The 15,637-nt window shown below is 67.1% G+C and carries 16 protein-coding genes; all 16 read right to left on the reverse strand.

Annotation, left to right across the window (positions count from 1 at the left end; genetic code table 11):
* Positions 1-398 precede the first annotated feature (398 nt).
* The 16 genes from murA to prfA all read right to left on the reverse strand — a co-directional run bounded on the left by murA (position 399) and on the right by prfA (position 15,569).
* On the reverse strand, positions 399-1,658 hold the full coding sequence (gene murA / locus ACFU5M_RS31835; protein WP_379054832.1) for a UDP-N-acetylglucosamine 1-carboxyvinyltransferase: 1,260 nt from the start codon (positions 1,656-1,658) through the stop codon (positions 399-401).
* 216 nt (positions 1,659-1,874) lie between these two features.
* On the reverse strand, positions 1,875-2,456 hold the full coding sequence (locus ACFU5M_RS31840; protein WP_379054834.1) for a cob(I)yrinic acid a,c-diamide adenosyltransferase: 582 nt from the start codon (positions 2,454-2,456) through the stop codon (positions 1,875-1,877).
* A gap of 49 nt (positions 2,457-2,505) precedes the next feature.
* The gene (locus ACFU5M_RS31845; RefSeq protein WP_379054836.1) at positions 2,506-2,928 is read right to left on the reverse strand and encodes a DUF2550 domain-containing protein; all 423 of its coding nucleotides are present in this window, start codon (positions 2,926-2,928) and stop codon (positions 2,506-2,508) included.
* A 258-nt stretch (positions 2,929-3,186) separates the two neighbouring features.
* On the reverse strand, positions 3,187-3,564 hold the full coding sequence (locus tag ACFU5M_RS31850) for a F0F1 ATP synthase subunit epsilon (protein ID WP_379054838.1): 378 nt from the start codon (positions 3,562-3,564) through the stop codon (positions 3,187-3,189).
* 6 nt (positions 3,565-3,570) lie between these two features.
* Positions 3,571-5,019 (reverse strand): F0F1 ATP synthase subunit beta, encoded by a 1,449-nt coding sequence (gene atpD, locus ACFU5M_RS31855; RefSeq protein ID WP_159930782.1) that lies wholly within the window; start codon positions 5,017-5,019, stop codon positions 3,571-3,573.
* A gap of 169 nt (positions 5,020-5,188) precedes the next feature.
* The gene (locus tag ACFU5M_RS31860) at positions 5,189-6,160 is read right to left on the reverse strand and encodes a F0F1 ATP synthase subunit gamma (RefSeq protein WP_379054840.1); all 972 of its coding nucleotides are present in this window, start codon (positions 6,158-6,160) and stop codon (positions 5,189-5,191) included.
* A 132-nt stretch (positions 6,161-6,292) separates the two neighbouring features.
* Positions 6,293-7,930, reverse strand: coding sequence for a F0F1 ATP synthase subunit alpha (atpA, locus tag ACFU5M_RS31865; protein WP_379054842.1), 1,638 nt, complete (start codon positions 7,928-7,930; stop codon positions 6,293-6,295).
* Positions 7,931-7,984: 54 nt separating this feature from the next.
* Positions 7,985-8,794, reverse strand: a complete 810-nt coding sequence (locus ACFU5M_RS31870; RefSeq protein ID WP_379054844.1) for a F0F1 ATP synthase subunit delta — start codon at positions 8,792-8,794, stop codon at positions 7,985-7,987.
* 19 nt (positions 8,795-8,813) lie between these two features.
* On the reverse strand, positions 8,814-9,374 hold the full coding sequence (locus tag ACFU5M_RS31875) for a F0F1 ATP synthase subunit B (protein ID WP_379054846.1): 561 nt from the start codon (positions 9,372-9,374) through the stop codon (positions 8,814-8,816).
* Positions 9,375-9,379: 5 nt separating this feature from the next.
* A complete protein-coding gene (locus ACFU5M_RS31880) occupies positions 9,380-9,628 on the reverse strand; it encodes an ATP synthase F0 subunit C (protein ID WP_039796339.1) in 249 nt (82 codons plus the stop codon).
* 78 nt (positions 9,629-9,706) lie between these two features.
* Entirely contained in the window at positions 9,707-10,555 is an 849-nt protein-coding gene (gene atpB / locus ACFU5M_RS31885) for a F0F1 ATP synthase subunit A (RefSeq protein ID WP_379054849.1), read from the reverse strand.
* 269 nt (positions 10,556-10,824) lie between these two features.
* A complete protein-coding gene (locus ACFU5M_RS31890) occupies positions 10,825-11,280 on the reverse strand; it encodes a hypothetical protein (RefSeq protein ID WP_379054851.1) in 456 nt (151 codons plus the stop codon).
* 11 nt (positions 11,281-11,291) lie between these two features.
* On the reverse strand, positions 11,292-12,449 hold the full coding sequence (locus ACFU5M_RS31895) for a glycosyltransferase family 4 protein (protein ID WP_379054853.1): 1,158 nt from the start codon (positions 12,447-12,449) through the stop codon (positions 11,292-11,294).
* A complete protein-coding gene (locus tag ACFU5M_RS31900) occupies positions 12,446-13,117 on the reverse strand; it encodes an L-threonylcarbamoyladenylate synthase (RefSeq protein WP_379054859.1) in 672 nt (223 codons plus the stop codon). The genes ACFU5M_RS31895 and ACFU5M_RS31900 overlap by 4 nt, the downstream gene beginning before the upstream one ends.
* Before the next feature lie 477 nt (positions 13,118-13,594).
* Positions 13,595-14,473, reverse strand: coding sequence for a peptide chain release factor N(5)-glutamine methyltransferase (gene prmC, locus ACFU5M_RS31905; protein WP_379054855.1), 879 nt, complete (start codon positions 14,471-14,473; stop codon positions 13,595-13,597).
* A 25-nt stretch (positions 14,474-14,498) separates the two neighbouring features.
* Positions 14,499-15,569: a peptide chain release factor 1 gene (gene prfA / locus ACFU5M_RS31910; protein WP_379054857.1), complete on the reverse strand. Its 1,071-nt coding sequence runs from the start codon at positions 15,567-15,569 to the stop codon at positions 14,499-14,501.
* Positions 15,570-15,637 lie beyond the last annotated feature (68 nt).

A 15,637-nucleotide genomic window follows, 5' to 3' on the forward strand; every position in this document is an offset into this window, starting at 1 on the left:
TCCACACGGGGGGTGAAAGACCGGAACCAAATAAAACATTTGGCACTGACATTCATCGACACACTATTGAGTTCTCAAAGAACACACGCACACACCATCGCCCGGTTTGAGCCGATTGATCGGTGAAGCAACTTTTCCAGCTTAGCTCAGCGGTGAACCCAGTTGCAAACTGGGGTCTCGTTCGAGCCATGTGATCGCCAGGCGCTCCTCGTACTACCTCGTTTCCCTGGCCTCCCGCTCAGCGTTTCCGCTCAGCTGTTGGGCCCCGGGTCGGTGTCCGTGTCGCTCTGACTTGGAATAAGTTACGTGTCTGCGTGCGCGATGTCAAATCTGCTGGTCAACACGCGTTTTCATGGAAACGTTCGATAACTCGCGCCCACTGGGATGGACGCGAGCGCTCAATCCGCTGCGCCGACACGCGTGACATCGCCACCCAAAGCCTGCAGCTGCTCGACGAAATTCGGATACCCGCGGTCGATATGGAAGACGTCGTGCACTTCGGTGGTCCCGTCGGCGACCAAGCCCGCGAGGACCAGACCCGCGCCGGCCCGGATGTCCGAGGACCACACCGGGGCGCTCGACAACCGCGGAATACCGCGCACCACCGCGTGGTGTCCATCGGTGCGCGCATCGGCGCCGAGCCGGATCATCTCTTCCACGAACCGGAAGCGCGCCTCGAAGATGTTCTCGGTGATCATCGAGGTTCCGTCCGCGATGGACGCGAGTCCGATGGCCATCGGCTGCAGGTCGGTCGGGAAACCGGGGAACGGCAGGGTGGAGAAGTTCACCGCGCGCGGCCGCTCGGCTTGGACCACCCGGAAGCCGTCCTGCTCGAACGAGATGCGCGCGCCCGCGGATCGCAGCTTGTCCAGCACCAGCGACAGATGCTTGGGGTTCACGCCTGTTACGCGGATGTCGCCGAGGGTCATCGCGGCGGCGATACCCCAGGTCGCGGCCACGATGCGGTCACCGATGACGCGGTGCGTGGTCGGCGCGAGGCGCTCGACCCCCTGGATGGTGAGCACCGAGGTGCCCGCGCCGCTGATCCGCGCCCCCATCCGGACGAGCATGTTGCACAGGTCGACGATGTCGGGTTCGCGCGCGGCATTGTCGATCACCGTCTCGCCCTCGGCGAGCACCGCTGCCATCAAGATGTTCTCGGTCGCGCCGACCGAGGGGAAGTCGAGCCGGATGCGGGCACCTTGCAGCTCGTCGGCCTTGGCCACCACGCAACCGTGCTCGATCTCGCTGGTCGCGCCGAGCAGGCGCAGGCCGGCCTGATGCATGTCGAGCGGGCGGGAGCCGATGGCGTCACCGCCGGGCAGTGCGACGACGGCGCGCTTGCACCGCGCCATCAGCGGCCCGAGCACGCACACCGACGCGCGGAACTGCGTCACCGCGGGGAAGTCCGCGTGGTACTTCGGTTCGGCGGGTGTGGTGATGCAGACCGTCCCGCCGTCGATGGCCACGTCGCACCCGAGGCCGCGCAGCACATCACCCATCAGCGGCACGTCGAGGATGTCCGGGCAGTTCGTAATCGTGGTGGTGCCCTCGGCGAGCAGCGCAGCGGCCATCAGTTTGAGGACGCTGTTCTTGGCGCCCCCCACCGTGACCTCACCGACGAGTCGTTTTCCGCCGGTAACCAAAAACCGTTCCATGCCGCCTCTCCGCGTATTCGGCGCACTGTTGGTGCAAGGATAGTTGGGGCGGCGCACTGCGGTGCCGCCTCTCCACGACTCTCCTCGCCTCCGGACGTTTTCGCCGTTGGAGCGAGTGCCGCGAGATGGGCGCGTTCTGTGGTCGACGGGGTGGTCCCGCCACGTTGCCGGCAATACCCCGTGATCGCCCGGGTACTCGCCCATGGTGCTACGCCATCAGGCGCTCGGCGGTCCCCCGCCGGGCTTCCACAGGATATCGCCGCCGGGGTTGGCCACCCGGCTCAGGATGAACAGCAGGTCCGAGAGGCGATTGAGGTACTTGGCGGGCAGGACGCCGGTGTCCTCGGGGTGCGCCTCGACCGCCGCCCACGCCGAGCGCTCCGCACGGCGGGCGACCGTCCGGGCGGTGTGCAGCAGGGCCGCCAGCGGCGTACCGCCGGGCAGAATGAACGAATCGAGCGCGGGCAACCCGGTGTTGAACTCGTCGCACCATGCTTCGAGCCGATCGATGTAGGGCTGGGTGATCCGCAGCGGCGGGTACTTCGGCTCCGCCACCACAGGTGTGGAGAGGTCGGCCCCCGCGTCGAACAGATCGTTCTGTATCTGTCGCAGCACCGCGAGCATCGTTTCGTCGGGCCTACCGAGGGCGATCGCGACACCGATGGCGGCGTTCGTCTCATCGCAGTCGGCGTAGGCCACCAAGCGTGGGTCCGTCTTCGCGACCCGGGAGAAGTCGCTCAATCCCGTGGTCCCGTCATCGCCGGTCCGGGTGTAGATCCGGGTCAAATGCACGCTCACAGCACAACCCTAGCGGGCGCGGCCGGACCGAGTCCGCCGAGAGCCGTGGCTACAAACCCGGCATCCGCCGCGTGCGGTCGGACGGGCGGGATTCCACCCAGGAGAGGAAGGCGGTCAGGGAGTCGCGATCCAAGGCGAGTTCGAAGTCGCCCGCGCGGTCCGACACCGCGATCACGGCGATGTCATCGGTCATGATGTCGTACTCGTCGCCGCGCGGGCCGCGGCGATCACCGATCTGGATGCCCTGACGCCGAATGGCGGAGTCGGGGCCGATTCTGAGGCTGGTCAATTTGAAGAAGACCAGACGGTCCTCGTCATAGCGGATCAATCCGTGGCGCCACCCTTGACCCCCGCGAGCGGGGAGGACACGCAGGATCGCGGCAGTTCCGCCGCGCCGCAACATGATCAGGCGGTAAGTCGAGGCGAGCGCGAGGAACACGAGCGTCAGCACCAGAATGATCAGGAGAACCATCCCGGTTTGCAATGCTGTTCGTCCCTTCGCTACGCCGCCGTGTCGTCCGACACGGCATTCGATTGGCGGTGTTCGCAGGCCCTTCGTGGTTACCCAGGCTGCCGCTTCCGAGCTTGCTGCGCACATCGCGTTCGGTCATTCAACCACGACCACGAGTTTACAAATGGCCCGGCCGTGTCCGACTCGCCTGAAAGACGCTGTCGGCGGTGAAGGGACTCTTCACCGCCGACAGCAGTCGTGTTCGAAAACAGGTTGTAGCTAAGCGTTCGCGGTCTGTTCGACCGCGCGCACGCGGGCCTGAGCCGCCTTCTGCTGCTCTTCGCTGGCGTCGGAGTCGGCCAGCACCCGGCGGGCCTCCTCGACGTCCACCTCGTCGGCGAATTCCGCCGACTCGGCGAGCACCCGAACCGAGTTCGCGGTCACCGAGAAGAAGCCGCCGTGCACCGCGGCGACGACTCGCTGACCGTCGGTGTCCACGATCGTCACGATGCCGCCCTCGACCAGCTGGCCGAGCAACGGTTCGTGACCGGCCATGATGCCGATCTGGCCCTCGGTGGTCTGCGCGCTGACGAACGTCGCCTGGCCGGACCAGAGCAATCGTTCGACCGCGACGAGATCGACTGACATTTCCGCCATCGGTGACTACTTTCCGAGGATCTTCTTGGCGGCCTTCTCGACGTCGTCGAGACCACCGCAGCTGTTGAAGGCCTGCTCGGGGTAGCTGTCGAACTCACCCTTGCAGACGCGGTCGAAGTCGTCGATGGTCTGCTCCAGCGGCACGACCGAACCCGGCTGCCCGGTGAACTTCTCGGCCACGATGAAGTTCTGGCCGAGGAACTTCTCCAGACGACGGGCGCGGCCGACCAGGACCTTGTCCTCTTCCGACAGCTCGTCCATTCCGAGGATGGCGATGATGTCTTGCAGTTCCTTGTACTTCTGCAGGATCCGCTTCACCTCGTTGGCCACCCGGAAGTGCCGGTCGCCGACGATCGAGGCCTCCAGAATGCGGGAGGTCGAGGTCAGCGGGTCGACGGCCGGGTAGATGCCCTTCTGCGAGATCGGGCGGGAGAGCTCGGTCGTCGCGTCGAGGTGGGCGAAGGTGGTCGCCGGAGCCGGGTCGGTGTAGTCGTCGGCGGGCACGTAGATCGCCTGCAGCGAGGTGATGGACCGACCACGGGTCGAGGTGATGCGCTCCTGCAGCTCACCCATCTCGTCGGCCAGCGTGGGCTGGTAACCGACGGCGGAGGGCATGCGGCCGAGCAGGGTCGACACCTCGGAACCGGCCTGGGTGAACCGGAAGATGTTGTCGATGAACAGCAGCACGTCCTGGTGCTGCACGTCGCGGAAGTACTCGGCCATGGTCAGCGCCGAGAGGGCGACGCGCATACGGGTGCCCGGCGGCTCGTCCATCTGGCCGAAGACGAGCGCGGTGTCCTGGAGGACGCCCATCTCCTCCATCTCCAGGTGCAGGTCGGTGCCCTCACGGGTGCGCTCGCCGACACCGGCGAACACGGAGGTGCCGGAGAACTCCCGAGCGATACGGGTGATCATCTCCTGGATCAGAACGGTCTTGCCGACGCCGGCGCCACCGAACAGGCCGATCTTGCCACCCTTCACGTACGGGGTGAGCAGGTCGATGACCTTGATGCCCGTCTCGAGCAGCTCGGTCTTGCCCTCGAGCTGGTCGAACGACGGCGGCTTGCGGTGGATGCCCCACTGCTCGCCGTCGCGGCCGAGGCCGGGGGTGTCCAGGCAGTCGCCCAGCGCGTTGAAGACGTGGCCCTTGACCACGTCGCCGACGGGCACCGAGATCGGCTTGCCGGTGTCGGTGACGGTGGCGCCGCGGACCAGGCCGTCGGTCGGCTGCATCGAGATGGTGCGCACGATGCCGTCGCCGAGGTGCTGGGCGACCTCGAGGGTCAGGGTCTTGGCCACCGAGGTCAGGGCGATCTCGGCGTGCAGAGCGTTGAACAGCTCGGGAATGGCTCCGCGCGGGAACTCGACGTCCACGACGGGGCCGATGACCCGGACGACGCGGCCTGCGGCGCCGCCGGTCCGGCTCGTGTTGTCTTGGGTGACAGCTGCGGTCATTGGTTGGTTCTCTCCGTGTCGATGTGCGGCCTTCGGGGGGCCTTCGTGGTTGCGCACGCTTCCGCTTCTGGCCCCGTGCCTCAGGCTGGGTCTGATCGGCGGGCCCCGCGGGGCCCTACGTGGTTACGCACGCTTCCTCCTACGTGCCCGCTCAGGCCGCGGGTGGCGCTCAGTCGCGGTCCGAGCTCGACGCCAGCGCGTTCACGCCGCCGACGATTTCGCTGATTTCCTGCGTGATCTGGGCCTGGCGCACCGAGTTGGCCTCGCGTTGGAGCACGCTCGCGAGTTCGTTGGCGTTGTCGGTGGCAGCCTTCATTGCGGTGCGCCGAGCCGCTGACTCGGATGCCGCTGCCTCGAGCAACGACGCGTAGATGCGCGTATTGACGTACTTCGGCAGCAGCGCCGCCAGCAGCACATCGGCGTCGGGCTCGAATTCGTACTGAGCGTGGACGTCCGCCGTCGGTGAATCCGACACGATGTCCTCGCCCAGGTCGAAGTTCTCGTCGACGTAGCTCACCTGGATCGGCGCCAACCGGCGCACCTCAGGGCTCTGCGTCAGCATCGAGACGAAGCGGGTGTACACGACGTGCAGCTCATCGACGCCGGCGATGTCACCCGTCCCGTTCGGAGCGGGTACCGCCCCGTCGGAACCGGCCATGAAGGCGTCGACCAGGTGGTGGCAGGCGGACGAAGCATCGGTGTACTTCGGCTGCTGCGAGAACCCGGTCCACGCCGACACGTACGAGCGGTTGCGGAAGGCGTAGTACGTCAGGCCTTTGTTGCCCATCACGTAGAGCACCGGCTCTTTGCCCTCGTCACGCAGGGTGGTCATCAGCTCTTCGGCGCGCTTGAGCACGTTCGAGTTGTAGCCACCGCACATGCCGCTGTCACTGGTGATCACCAGCACGGCCGCCCGGCGCGGGTTGGCGCGCTCGGTCAGCAGCGGATGCGACAGGTTCTTCGACGCGCTCGCCAACTCGCTGAGGACCTTGGTGATCTCCTCCGCGTACGGCTTCGCGGCCGCGACCCTGGCCTGTGCCTTCGAGATTCGCGAAGTCGCGATCAGCTCTTGGGCCTTGGTGATCTTCTTGATCGAATTCACACCACGAATGCGGGAGCGCAATTCACGCAAGCTTGCCATCAGCGGTTCACACTCCCTTCATTCGCTGCGTGGGATTGGCGGCATTCGCGGAGCACGAGGAGGTCGCGCACGCTTCCTCCTTCGTGCCCGCCGCGCATGCCGCGGATCGAATAGCGCATTTGCCGGCTCGCGTTACTTCTCGACGTGCTTGCGGGTCACCGACAGCGACTCGACCTCTTCGTGGTCGAGCTGGCCCGCCTCGGCCTCGTTCACCACGGGAGTGCCGTCGGAGGTGAGGAAGGTCCCCAGGAACTTCTTGGTGGCCGCCTCGACCTGCTCGGCCGCCTCGCCGTCGAGCACCTTGCCGCCCTCGATGGCCTTGAACACGTCGGCGGCGCTGCGGTGCAGCTCCTCCAGCAGCTCGGCGTTGAAGCGGCGGATGTCGCCGACCGGGATCGAGTCGAAGTGGCCGCGGTCGACCAGGTAGATCGAGATGATCTGGTCCTCGACCGGCACCGGCGAGTACTGGTCCTGCTTGAGCAGTTCGACCCAGCGGGCGCCGCGCTCGAGCTGCGCCAGCGAGGCCGCGTCGAGGTCGGAGGCGAACGCGGAGAACGCCTCCAGCTCGCGGTACTGCGCGAGTTCCAGACGCAGCGAGCCCGCCACCTTCTTCATGCCCTTGGTCTGGGCGGCGCCACCGACACGGGAGACCGAGGTGCCGACGTTGATCGCGGGGCGAACGCCCTTGTTGAACAGGTCGGACTCGAGGAACACCTGGCCGTCGGTGATCGAGATGACGTTGGTGGGGATGAACGCCGAGATGTCGTTGGCCTTGGTCTCGATGATCGGCAGACCGGTCATCGAGCCCGCGCCCAGCTCGTCGGACAGCTTCGCGCAACGCTCCAGCAGCCGGGAGTGCAGGTAGAAGACGTCACCCGGGTAGGCCTCGCGGCCCGGCGGGCGACGCAGCAGCAGCGAGATGGCGCGGTAGGCCTCGGCCTGCTTGGTCAGGTCGTCGAACACGATGAGCACGTGCTTGCCCTGGTACATCCAGTGCTGGCCGATGGCCGAACCGGTGTAGGGGGCAAGCCACTTGAAACCGGCGGAGTCGGAGGCCGGGGCGGCGACGATGGTGGTGTACTCCAGCGCGCCGTGCTGCTCCAGCGCGGCCTTCACGCCCGCGATGGTGGAGCCCTTCTGACCGATGGCGACGTAGATGCAGCGCACCTGCTTGGCCGGGTCGCCGGTCTCCCAGTTGGCCTTCTGGTTCAGGATCGCGTCGATGCAGACCGCGGTCTTGCCGGTCTTGCGGTCGCCGATGATCAGCTGACGCTGGCCGCGCCCGATGGCGGTCAGCGCGTCGATCGCGGTGATGCCGGTGGCCAGCGGCTCCTCGACCGGCTGGCGCTCCAGCACGGTCGCGGCCTGCAGTTCGAGCACGCGCTGTTCCTCGGACTCGATCTCACCGAGGCCGTCGATCGGCTGGCCCAGCGGGTTCACCACGCGGCCGAGGAACTTGTCGCCGACCGGAACCGAGAGCACGTCACCGGTCCGGCGGACCTCCTGGCCCTCCTCGATCTCGGCGAACTCGCCGAGGATGACCGCACCGATCTCACGGTCCTCGAGGTTCAGCGCGACGCCGAGCACGCCGCCCGGGAACTCGAGCAGCTCGTTGGCCATCGCCGAGGGCAGACCGCTGACGTGCGCGATGCCGTCACTGGTGTCGGTGACCACACCGACTTCTTCGATGGAGGTCTCGGGGGTGTAGCTCTGGGTGTAGCTCTCGATCGCGCTACGGATCTCGTCGGAGGAGATCGTCAGCTCCGCCATGTTCTTCCTGCTCTCGCTGTCTGGGTCTGGAATGTCGGGGGTGGTGGAAGCGCGCTAGGTCAGGGCCCGGCGCATCTTCTCCAGTCGGCCGATGGCGCTGCCGTCGATCACGTCGTCACCGACGCGCACCACGACTCCGCTCAGCAGATTCGGGTCGACCTGGATGTGCACCGTGGTCGCCTTGCCGTAGACGCGCCGCAGCGAGGCGGCGAGCCGGTCGCGCTGCTGCTCGGTGAGCCCGATCGCGGCGCGCACGTGCGCGACGATCTGATCGCGGCGCGAGGCCGCGAGGTCGGACAGCTCGTCGAAGGCGGTGCCGATGCCCGACCGCTGCCTGGTCACCACCTGCTCCGCCAGGGTCAGGGTGATGGGCTCCGTCTTGCCGGCCAGCAGCCGTCGGACCAGTTCGCCCTTGGCCGAAGCCTGCTGCGACCGATCCGACAGCGCCTGCTCCAGCTCGGGGTTGTCGCTGATGATCCGGCCCAGCCGGAACAGCTCGTCCTCGACCGCCTCGATCCGGCCACGCTGGGCCGCCGACTCCAGCAACGCCTCCTGACCGAGCAGCACCAAGGTGTCCACCAGATCCGAGGTGCGCGACCAGTTCTCGGCCACCGCGGTGGTCAGCACTGCCAGCGTGGCAGCGCTGACCTTGCCGCCGAAGACCCGCTCGCTGAGTTCCGCACGGACGGAACCCGGCACCGACACGTCCGCGAGCGCGACACGCAGCGAACGCTGGTCGTCCAGCACGGCGACAACGGCGAACAGTTCCGACCCCGTCGTGGCCGCAGCACTGTCGCTTCCGGTCAGAGCGGCCCGAAGCGCCTCCCGAGACCGGGCACTGGCCTCGCGGCTCGCTGCGTACATGCTTCTCACTTTCGCGTCGTTACCTTCCGACCCCGATGCCTGCGTCCGTCTGGTCGAGCTCGTCGAGGAAACGGTCGATCGAGGCCGACTGCTTGGCCTCGTCCGAAACCGACTGCCCGATGATCTTCTCGGCCAGGTCGACGGCCGTGCGGCCGACTTCGTGGCGCAGCTCGGTCAGGATCTGCTGGCGCTGGGCTTCCAGCTGGGTGTGGCCCGCCGCGATGATGCGGTCGGCCTCGGCCTGGGCCTCCGAGCGCATCTGCGCCAGGATCTCCTGGCCCTGGGTGCGCGCGTCCTCCCGGATGCGCGCGGCCTCGAGCCGGGCATCGGCCAGCTGCTGCTGGTACTGCTGCAGGGTGAGCTGAGCTTCTTCCTGCGCGGCTTCCGCGCGAGCGATGCCGCCTTCGATCTTCTCGGAACGCTCGTCGAGGGTCTTCATCAGGCGCGGGATCACGTACTTGTAGAACAAGATCCCGATGATGATGACGCAGACGATCGACCAGATGATGTCGTACGTTTCGGGGACGAGAGGATTCACTTCCTCTCCCTCCGCCGCCGCGAGCAAAACTGACTCGTACATCGGAATCAGAAAATGAAGCCGGCGACGAGACCGATGAGGGCCAGGGCCTCGGTGAACGCGATACCGAGGAACATGTTGGTACGGATGGTGCCCTGCAGCTCAGGCTGACGCGCGATGCCCTCGATCGCCTTGCCGACGACGATGCCGACGCCGATGCCGGGGCCGATCGCGGCGAGGCCGTAGCCGACGGCGCCCAGGCCCTTGAAGGTGCTCTCGTTCGTCGCGGCTTCCTGGGCCAGGTAAGCGAGGCTCATGAGTCTTCCATTCCCTTTCTGTTGCTCACCCGCCGGTCGGCGTGGTGTAGCAGTTTTCCGGTAGTTACGTCGGTCAGGTCAGTGGTCGGCCGCGTGCTGCGCGAGCGAGATGTAAACGGCGGTCAGCAGCGCAAACACGTAAGCCTGCAGGAAGATGACCAACAGCTCGAACAGGGTGAATCCGAGTCCCGCGAGCAGCGAGAACGGCGAGAACACCTTCATCCATGAGGTGGCGTCGAACAGGAAGAACCAGGTCGCGCTGAAGAACAGCACCAGCATGATGTGGCCGGCCAGCATGTTCGCCATGAGTCGGACGGTCAGCGTGAACGGACGCAGGATGAAGGTCGAGACGAACTCGATCGGAATCAGCAGCACATGCAGTGCGGCGGGAACGTTCGGAACGACGATGCTGCTGCGCATGTAGGTGAGGAATCCGTACTTCTTGATACCGACGTAGTTGAACGTCAGGTACGCGATGACGGCCAGCACCAGCGGCATGCCGATTCGGGCGTTCGAGGAGATGTTCAACCCCGGAACGACACCCGAGAAGTTCAGAAAGAGGACCGTGAAGAAGATCGTCGCGATCAGTGGCAGAAACTTCCGTCCCGATTCCTTGCCGAGAACCTCGTCGCAGATCTGCTCCTTGACGAAGACCAGGCCGGTTTCGGCGACATTCTGCAAGCCGCGCGGAACGAGCCGGGGCGAGCGGAATGCCAGCACCATCACGACAACGAGAACGGCCGTCATCAGGATGCGGATCAGCATCAATCGATCGAGTTCGAACGGCGTTCCCTCGAACAGCACAGCTGGAGGGAAGAAGTCGGTAAGCGACGGCGCGTGGAACTCGGCCGCCAGAGTGGTGACGCTCAGCGTTCTCTCCCGTGTTCGGGCCGCGGGTACGGTCATTCCCGCGGTTCGATCGGACATTGACGATCAATTTGGGTCGACTCAGGTCGGCTCGAAGTTCGTCAGCAGCTGGGCGGTGGGTTGATTTCCACCAGGCGTCTGTACGTGTGTCGGCGACATTCGTCGACATGCAGAACCGGAACACCCCTCGGAGCCCGGCACGGCAGTAAGCATAGCGGCCCATGCAGGGGATCTCGGCGGTGACCCCTCACTGATCCCCGACTTGGTCGCTTGCTTACCAACACTTTACCAAGTCATCTACGACAGCGTGTAGGGGGTGGGTGTTTTCGTTACTCCCGGGTACCGGACGCGGTGTCCGGGTCGGTCGTCGTCACGTACGGAACCTTCTGCCGGACAACGCCGTACGTCTCCGCGCCGAGCACGATGACCAGGGCTCCGACCACGGTGAGGAACAGGACGATGCGGTCGTAGAAATCGAATCGCTGCAGGATCGCGACGACGATCAGCGCCACCAGGACCTTGCCCACCCAGCTGACCAGCATGATCAGGCCGGCGGTGCTCGGCGGCAGCTTCGCGCCGAACAGCACGACGGCCGCGGTGGTGAGGATGAAGCCGCCCCCGATCGCGGCGCCGAGCACCGCGCCCCACACTCCGGCGCCACCCGCGACGGCGGCGCCGAGCGCGATGGCCACGACCACCAGCACGCCCAGGCCGATCAGTCCGTAGCGCAGCGCGGATCGCAGCGGCGCGTCGGGGCCGGGCACGGGTTCGGGTGTGAAGCTCACAGCCGCCGACTTTACCCGGACGCCGATCCGTCGCCCGCCGGGTCCCCGCGCCGCAGTCCCGGAACGGCGGTGATCACCAAGGCGAAAACCAGCCCGCCCGCCATCAGCAGTACGACCAGCGTGCGGTCCATCAGCGAAGTGCCGACCGCGCCGAAGGCAAGCACACCGACCCACAAATAGATCAACAGCACGACGCGGCGGTGCGAATGGCCGATCTGCAGCAAGCGATGATGCAAGTGCATTTTGTCCGGCGTCGAGAAGCTCACGCCCGCGCGAACCCGGCGCACGATGGCGAGCAACAGATCCAGCACCGGAATGAACATCACCGCGCCGACCAGCAGCAGCGGGGAAAGCAGACCGACGATGTCGCGCGGGCCGTACCCCTGCAACGGAATTCGCCCCGACGCGCCGGTCGACACCGCGGCCAGCATCAGTCCGATCAGCATCGAGCCGGAGTCGCCCATGAATATGCGCGCGGGCTGGAAATTGTGCGGCAGGAATCCGAGGCATCCACCCGCGAGCGCGGCGGCCAGCAATGCCGGCGGGTAGGTGTCCACCGAGCCGCCCTGCTCGTTCATCAGTCCTAGACAGAACACGAAGACGGCCAGCGCCGCGATCAGCCCCAGACCGGCGGCGAGGCCGTCCAGACCGTCGACGAAATTCATGGCGTTGACCAAGGTGACGGTGACCGCGACCGTGACCAGCCCGCCTTGCAAGCCGTCCAGCACCACCGTGGTGTTGCTGAACGGGTTGTAGATGACATACCAGCCCAGCCCCATGACGGCCATCACGCCCGCCGCCGTCACCTGGCCCGCGAACTTCGTCAGCGCGTCCAGGCCCCAGCGATCATCGACGATGCCGACCAGCACGATGACCGTGGCGGCCACCAGCACGGCGATCGGGATGTTCGGTTTGTAGTCGAAGCCGCTGCGCAGCGCGGGCAGCTGGTGGGCGAACAGCACCGCGGCGACCACACCGATGTACATGCCGACGCCGCCCATCCGCGGAATCGGCTTGACGTGCACGTCCCGGTCCCGGGGCACGGCGACCGCACCGAAGCCGATCGCCAGCACCCGCACTCCACCGGTGGCCAAGAACGTCACCACCGCGGAGATGAGCAACACGACGAGCAGTTCCCGAAGGGGGACGACAGCGCTCGAACCCATCATCCGAGCTGCTGCGCGGCGCCGCTGAGCGCTTCCGGCGACATGCCGAGCACCTCGGCGATGTCGGCGACGGGCACCGCGCCCACGCGCAGGATGCGCGGCTGGTCGGCGGTCAGGTCGACGATGGTGGAGGCCACCGCGTGCTCGGCCGGGCCGCCGTCGAGGTAGACGCCGACCAACTCGCCGAGTTGGTCACGGGCTTCGGCCGCGGTCTTCGCCGGGGGCTGCCCGGATACGTTGGCGCTCGACACCGCCAGCGGGCCGACCTCACGCAACAGTTCCAGCGCGACCGGGTGCAGCGGCATCCGCAGCATCACCGTCCCACGGGTGTCACCGAGATCCCACGCGAGCGAAGGCGCTTGCTGCACAACGAGACTCAGGCCGCCGGGCCAGAACGCCCGGATCAGCTCGCGCGCCTGCGGGCGCACCGAGAACACCAGGCCGTCGATGGTGTGCCAGGAACCGACGAGCACCGGCACGGGCATGTCCCTGCCGCGGCGCTTGGCCGCGAGCAGCGAACTCACCGCGGTGGAATCGAACGCGTCGGCGGCCAGCCCGTACAGGGTGTCGGTGGGCAGCACGACCAACCGTCCGGATTTCAGGGCGCTGGTGGCTGCGGACAGTCCGGCGGCACGCGAGTCGGAATCCGCGCAGTCGTAGACGGTACTCACGGCACCCATCCTGGCATGCTGGGCCGCCGGCCCGCCTCCCCGGGTCTTCCGGCCGTACCAGCTGGGGAGCGCGAGATTCGCGTTCAGGTCTTGTGTCTGGGGCCACTCGAGTTCTGGGCGTGCCCGGTGATTTACCCGTGTGCTCACGAAATCAGTCGTCGAGTGCGGTGCGGCGGTCGCCGCACCCGAGTCGACCACTGTCGGTGAAGGGCTTCGGCTCCCCGACCATGCTGGAGCCGCGAGCTCGCTGGGGATGAGCGCGCACGCTCGTGTTCCGGTCGGCTTCACGACTCGCATCCGGAAGCGTTGTCCAGCTCATCGGCGAATGCGCGAGACAGGCGGCTATACGTCACGCCCATGGCGCGGCGCTCGTCGACGTGCTGCCTGCCTTCGAAGGCAGCCGTCCACACGCGGGTCGGTAAGCCGGGTAGGCACACCGGTTCGCAGTGTTCCGGCGACAGACGAGCGAAACGCGGGTCAGGTGCGGGTGGCGGCGACGAAGCGGGGTTTTCCCGCCAGGTCCGGGTGCTCGACGACGTCGGTGAAGACGCCGGTGGCGGTCAGGAGGGCCGCGACGCCGGAGCCGTTGGTGTCGTCGTGCTCGATGGCGGTGGCGCCGCCGGGGCGCAGCAGTCCGGCGATGTTCGGGACCATCCCGCGGATGACGAACAGCCCGTCCGGGCCGCCGAACAAGGCGACGGACGGGTCGTGCTCGGCCACCTCGGGGTCGAGGCGGGCGTCCTGCGGGATGTAGGGCGGGTTGGACAACACGATGTCCACCCGGCCGCTGAGGTCGGTGAGCAGTTCCGGATCGGTGGCGTCGTCGGCGTAGAGGGTGATGGGGGTATCGCCCGCCGCGATCCGGTCGTCGGCGTTGCGCCGAGCCCAGACCAGTGCGGCGGGATCGAGCTCGACGGCGTGCACCTCCGCGTCGGGACGCGCGTGCGCGACGGCCAGCGCGAGCGCTCCCGATCCGGTGCACAGGTCGACGACGATCGGCGCGTGATCGTGCGGCAGCGCTTCCAACTGCGCCAGCGCCCACGCGTACAGCAGCTCGGTCTCCGGGCGCGGCACGAAGACGCCGGGACCGACCGCGAGGTCCAGCGCGCCCATCACGGCGGTGCCGGTCAAGTGCTGCAACGGAATGCGCTCCGCCCGGCGGGCGACCAGTTCGCGGATCGCGTCCAGCTCGTCCGGCGACACCAGCGGGCTCAGCGCCAGCCGGGTTCGCTCCACGCCGAGGACGTGCGCGGCCAAGTGCTCGGCGTCGGCCCGCGGACTGTGCACTCCGGCGGTCCGTAACGTCTCGATGGCGGCGTTGATGACGGGGCGCAGCGCGACTCGGGTCGTAGACATGGCACCGACTCTGCCCGACCGCGGTCTATTCCGCGGCCATACGTGCTTCGCGATCCGCCTTCCCCAGCGCATCCAGCAGTGCGTCGAGTTCCCCGTCGAGCACGGCGTCGAGGTTGTGCGCCTTGAAACCGATCCGATGGTCGGTGATCCGGTTCTCCGGGAAGTTGTAGGTGCGGATCCGCTCGGAGCGGTCCACCGTACGAATCTGGCTGGCGCGGCCCGCCGCCGCCTCCTGATCGGCCTGATCTTCGGCCAGCGCCTGCAACCGCGCCGCGAGCACCTGCATGGCGCGCGCCTTGTTCTGCAGCTGGGATCGCTCGTTCTGACAGGTGACCACGATGCCGGAGGGCAGATGGGTGATGCGCACCGCGGAATCGGTGGTGTTGACGCCCTGACCGCCTTTCCCGGAGGAGCGGTAGACGTCGATGCGCAGATCCGATTCGTCGATCTGCACCTCTTCGATCTCGTCGGGCTCCGGATAGATCAGCACGCCCGCAGCCGAAGTGTGGATGCGGCCCTGCGATTCGGTCACCGGGACGCGCTGCACCCGGTGCACGCCGCCCTCGAACTTGAAGCGCGACCAGACGCCGTCGCGGGCGGCGTCGCGGCTCTTGATCGACAGCGTCGCCTCTTTGTAACCGCCCAGGTCGGACAGGGTGGCGTCGAGGATCTCGACCTTCCAGCCGTGGCGCTCGGCATACCGCACGTACATGCGAGCCAGGTCGGAGGCGAACAGCGCGGATTCCTCGCCGCCCTCCCCGGACTTCACCTCGAGCACGACGTCGTCGCCGTCGTGCGGGTCACGGGGAGCCAGCAGGTCGGCAAGCGCCTGTTCCAGTTCCTCGACTTCGCGCTCCAGCTCCGGGACCTCCGCGGCGAACGCGGAGTCGTCGGCGGCGAGCTCCTGGGCGGCGGACAGATCGTCGCGCGCGGTCTCGAGCTTGCGGTAGGTGGCCATGACCGGGGCCAGTTCGGCGAACCGCTTGCCGACCCGGCGCGCGGCGCCCGCATCGTTGTGCAGCGACGGATCGGCCAGCTGCGTCTCCAGGCCCGCGTACTCGGCCAGAATGTCGTCGATGGCGGACGGTTGCGTCACAGTGCTTCCTTCTCCTGGTACCAGTCCATACAAAACACCGACGCCCGGCCTGCGCAGCAGGACCGGGC

Source organism: Nocardia sp. NPDC057455, assembly GCF_042802775.1.
GTDB lineage: Bacteria > Actinomycetota > Actinomycetes > Mycobacteriales > Mycobacteriaceae > Nocardia.

Coding starts and splice junctions, on each gene's coding strand:
- murA (WP_379054832.1), bottom strand. CDS start 1,658: ATGGAACGGTTTTTGGTTACCGGCGGAAAACGACTCGTCGGTGAGGTC.
- ACFU5M_RS31845 (WP_379054836.1), bottom strand. CDS start 2,928: ATGGTTCTCCTGATCATTCTGGTGCTGACGCTCGTGTTCCTCGCGCTC.
- ACFU5M_RS31850 (WP_379054838.1), bottom strand. CDS start 3,564: ATGGCGGAAATGTCAGTCGATCTCGTCGCGGTCGAACGATTGCTCTGG.
- atpD (WP_159930782.1), bottom strand. CDS start 5,019: ATGACCGCAGCTGTCACCCAAGACAACACGAGCCGGACCGGCGGCGCC.
- ACFU5M_RS31860 (WP_379054840.1), bottom strand. CDS start 6,160: ATGGCAAGCTTGCGTGAATTGCGCTCCCGCATTCGTGGTGTGAATTCG.
- atpA (WP_379054842.1), bottom strand. CDS start 7,930: ATGGCGGAGCTGACGATCTCCTCCGACGAGATCCGTAGCGCGATCGAG.
- ACFU5M_RS31870 (WP_379054844.1), bottom strand. CDS start 8,794: ATGTACGCAGCGAGCCGCGAGGCCAGTGCCCGGTCTCGGGAGGCGCTT.
- ACFU5M_RS31875 (WP_379054846.1), bottom strand. CDS start 9,374: ATGTACGAGTCAGTTTTGCTCGCGGCGGCGGAGGGAGAGGAAGTGAAT.
- ACFU5M_RS31880 (WP_039796339.1), bottom strand. CDS start 9,628: ATGAGCCTCGCTTACCTGGCCCAGGAAGCCGCGACGAACGAGAGCACC.
- atpB (WP_379054849.1), bottom strand. CDS start 10,555: ATGTCCGATCGAACCGCGGGAATGACCGTACCCGCGGCCCGAACACGG.
- ACFU5M_RS31895 (WP_379054853.1), bottom strand. CDS start 12,449: ATGATGGGTTCGAGCGCTGTCGTCCCCCTTCGGGAACTGCTCGTCGTG.
- prmC (WP_379054855.1), bottom strand. CDS start 14,473: ATGTCTACGACCCGAGTCGCGCTGCGCCCCGTCATCAACGCCGCCATC.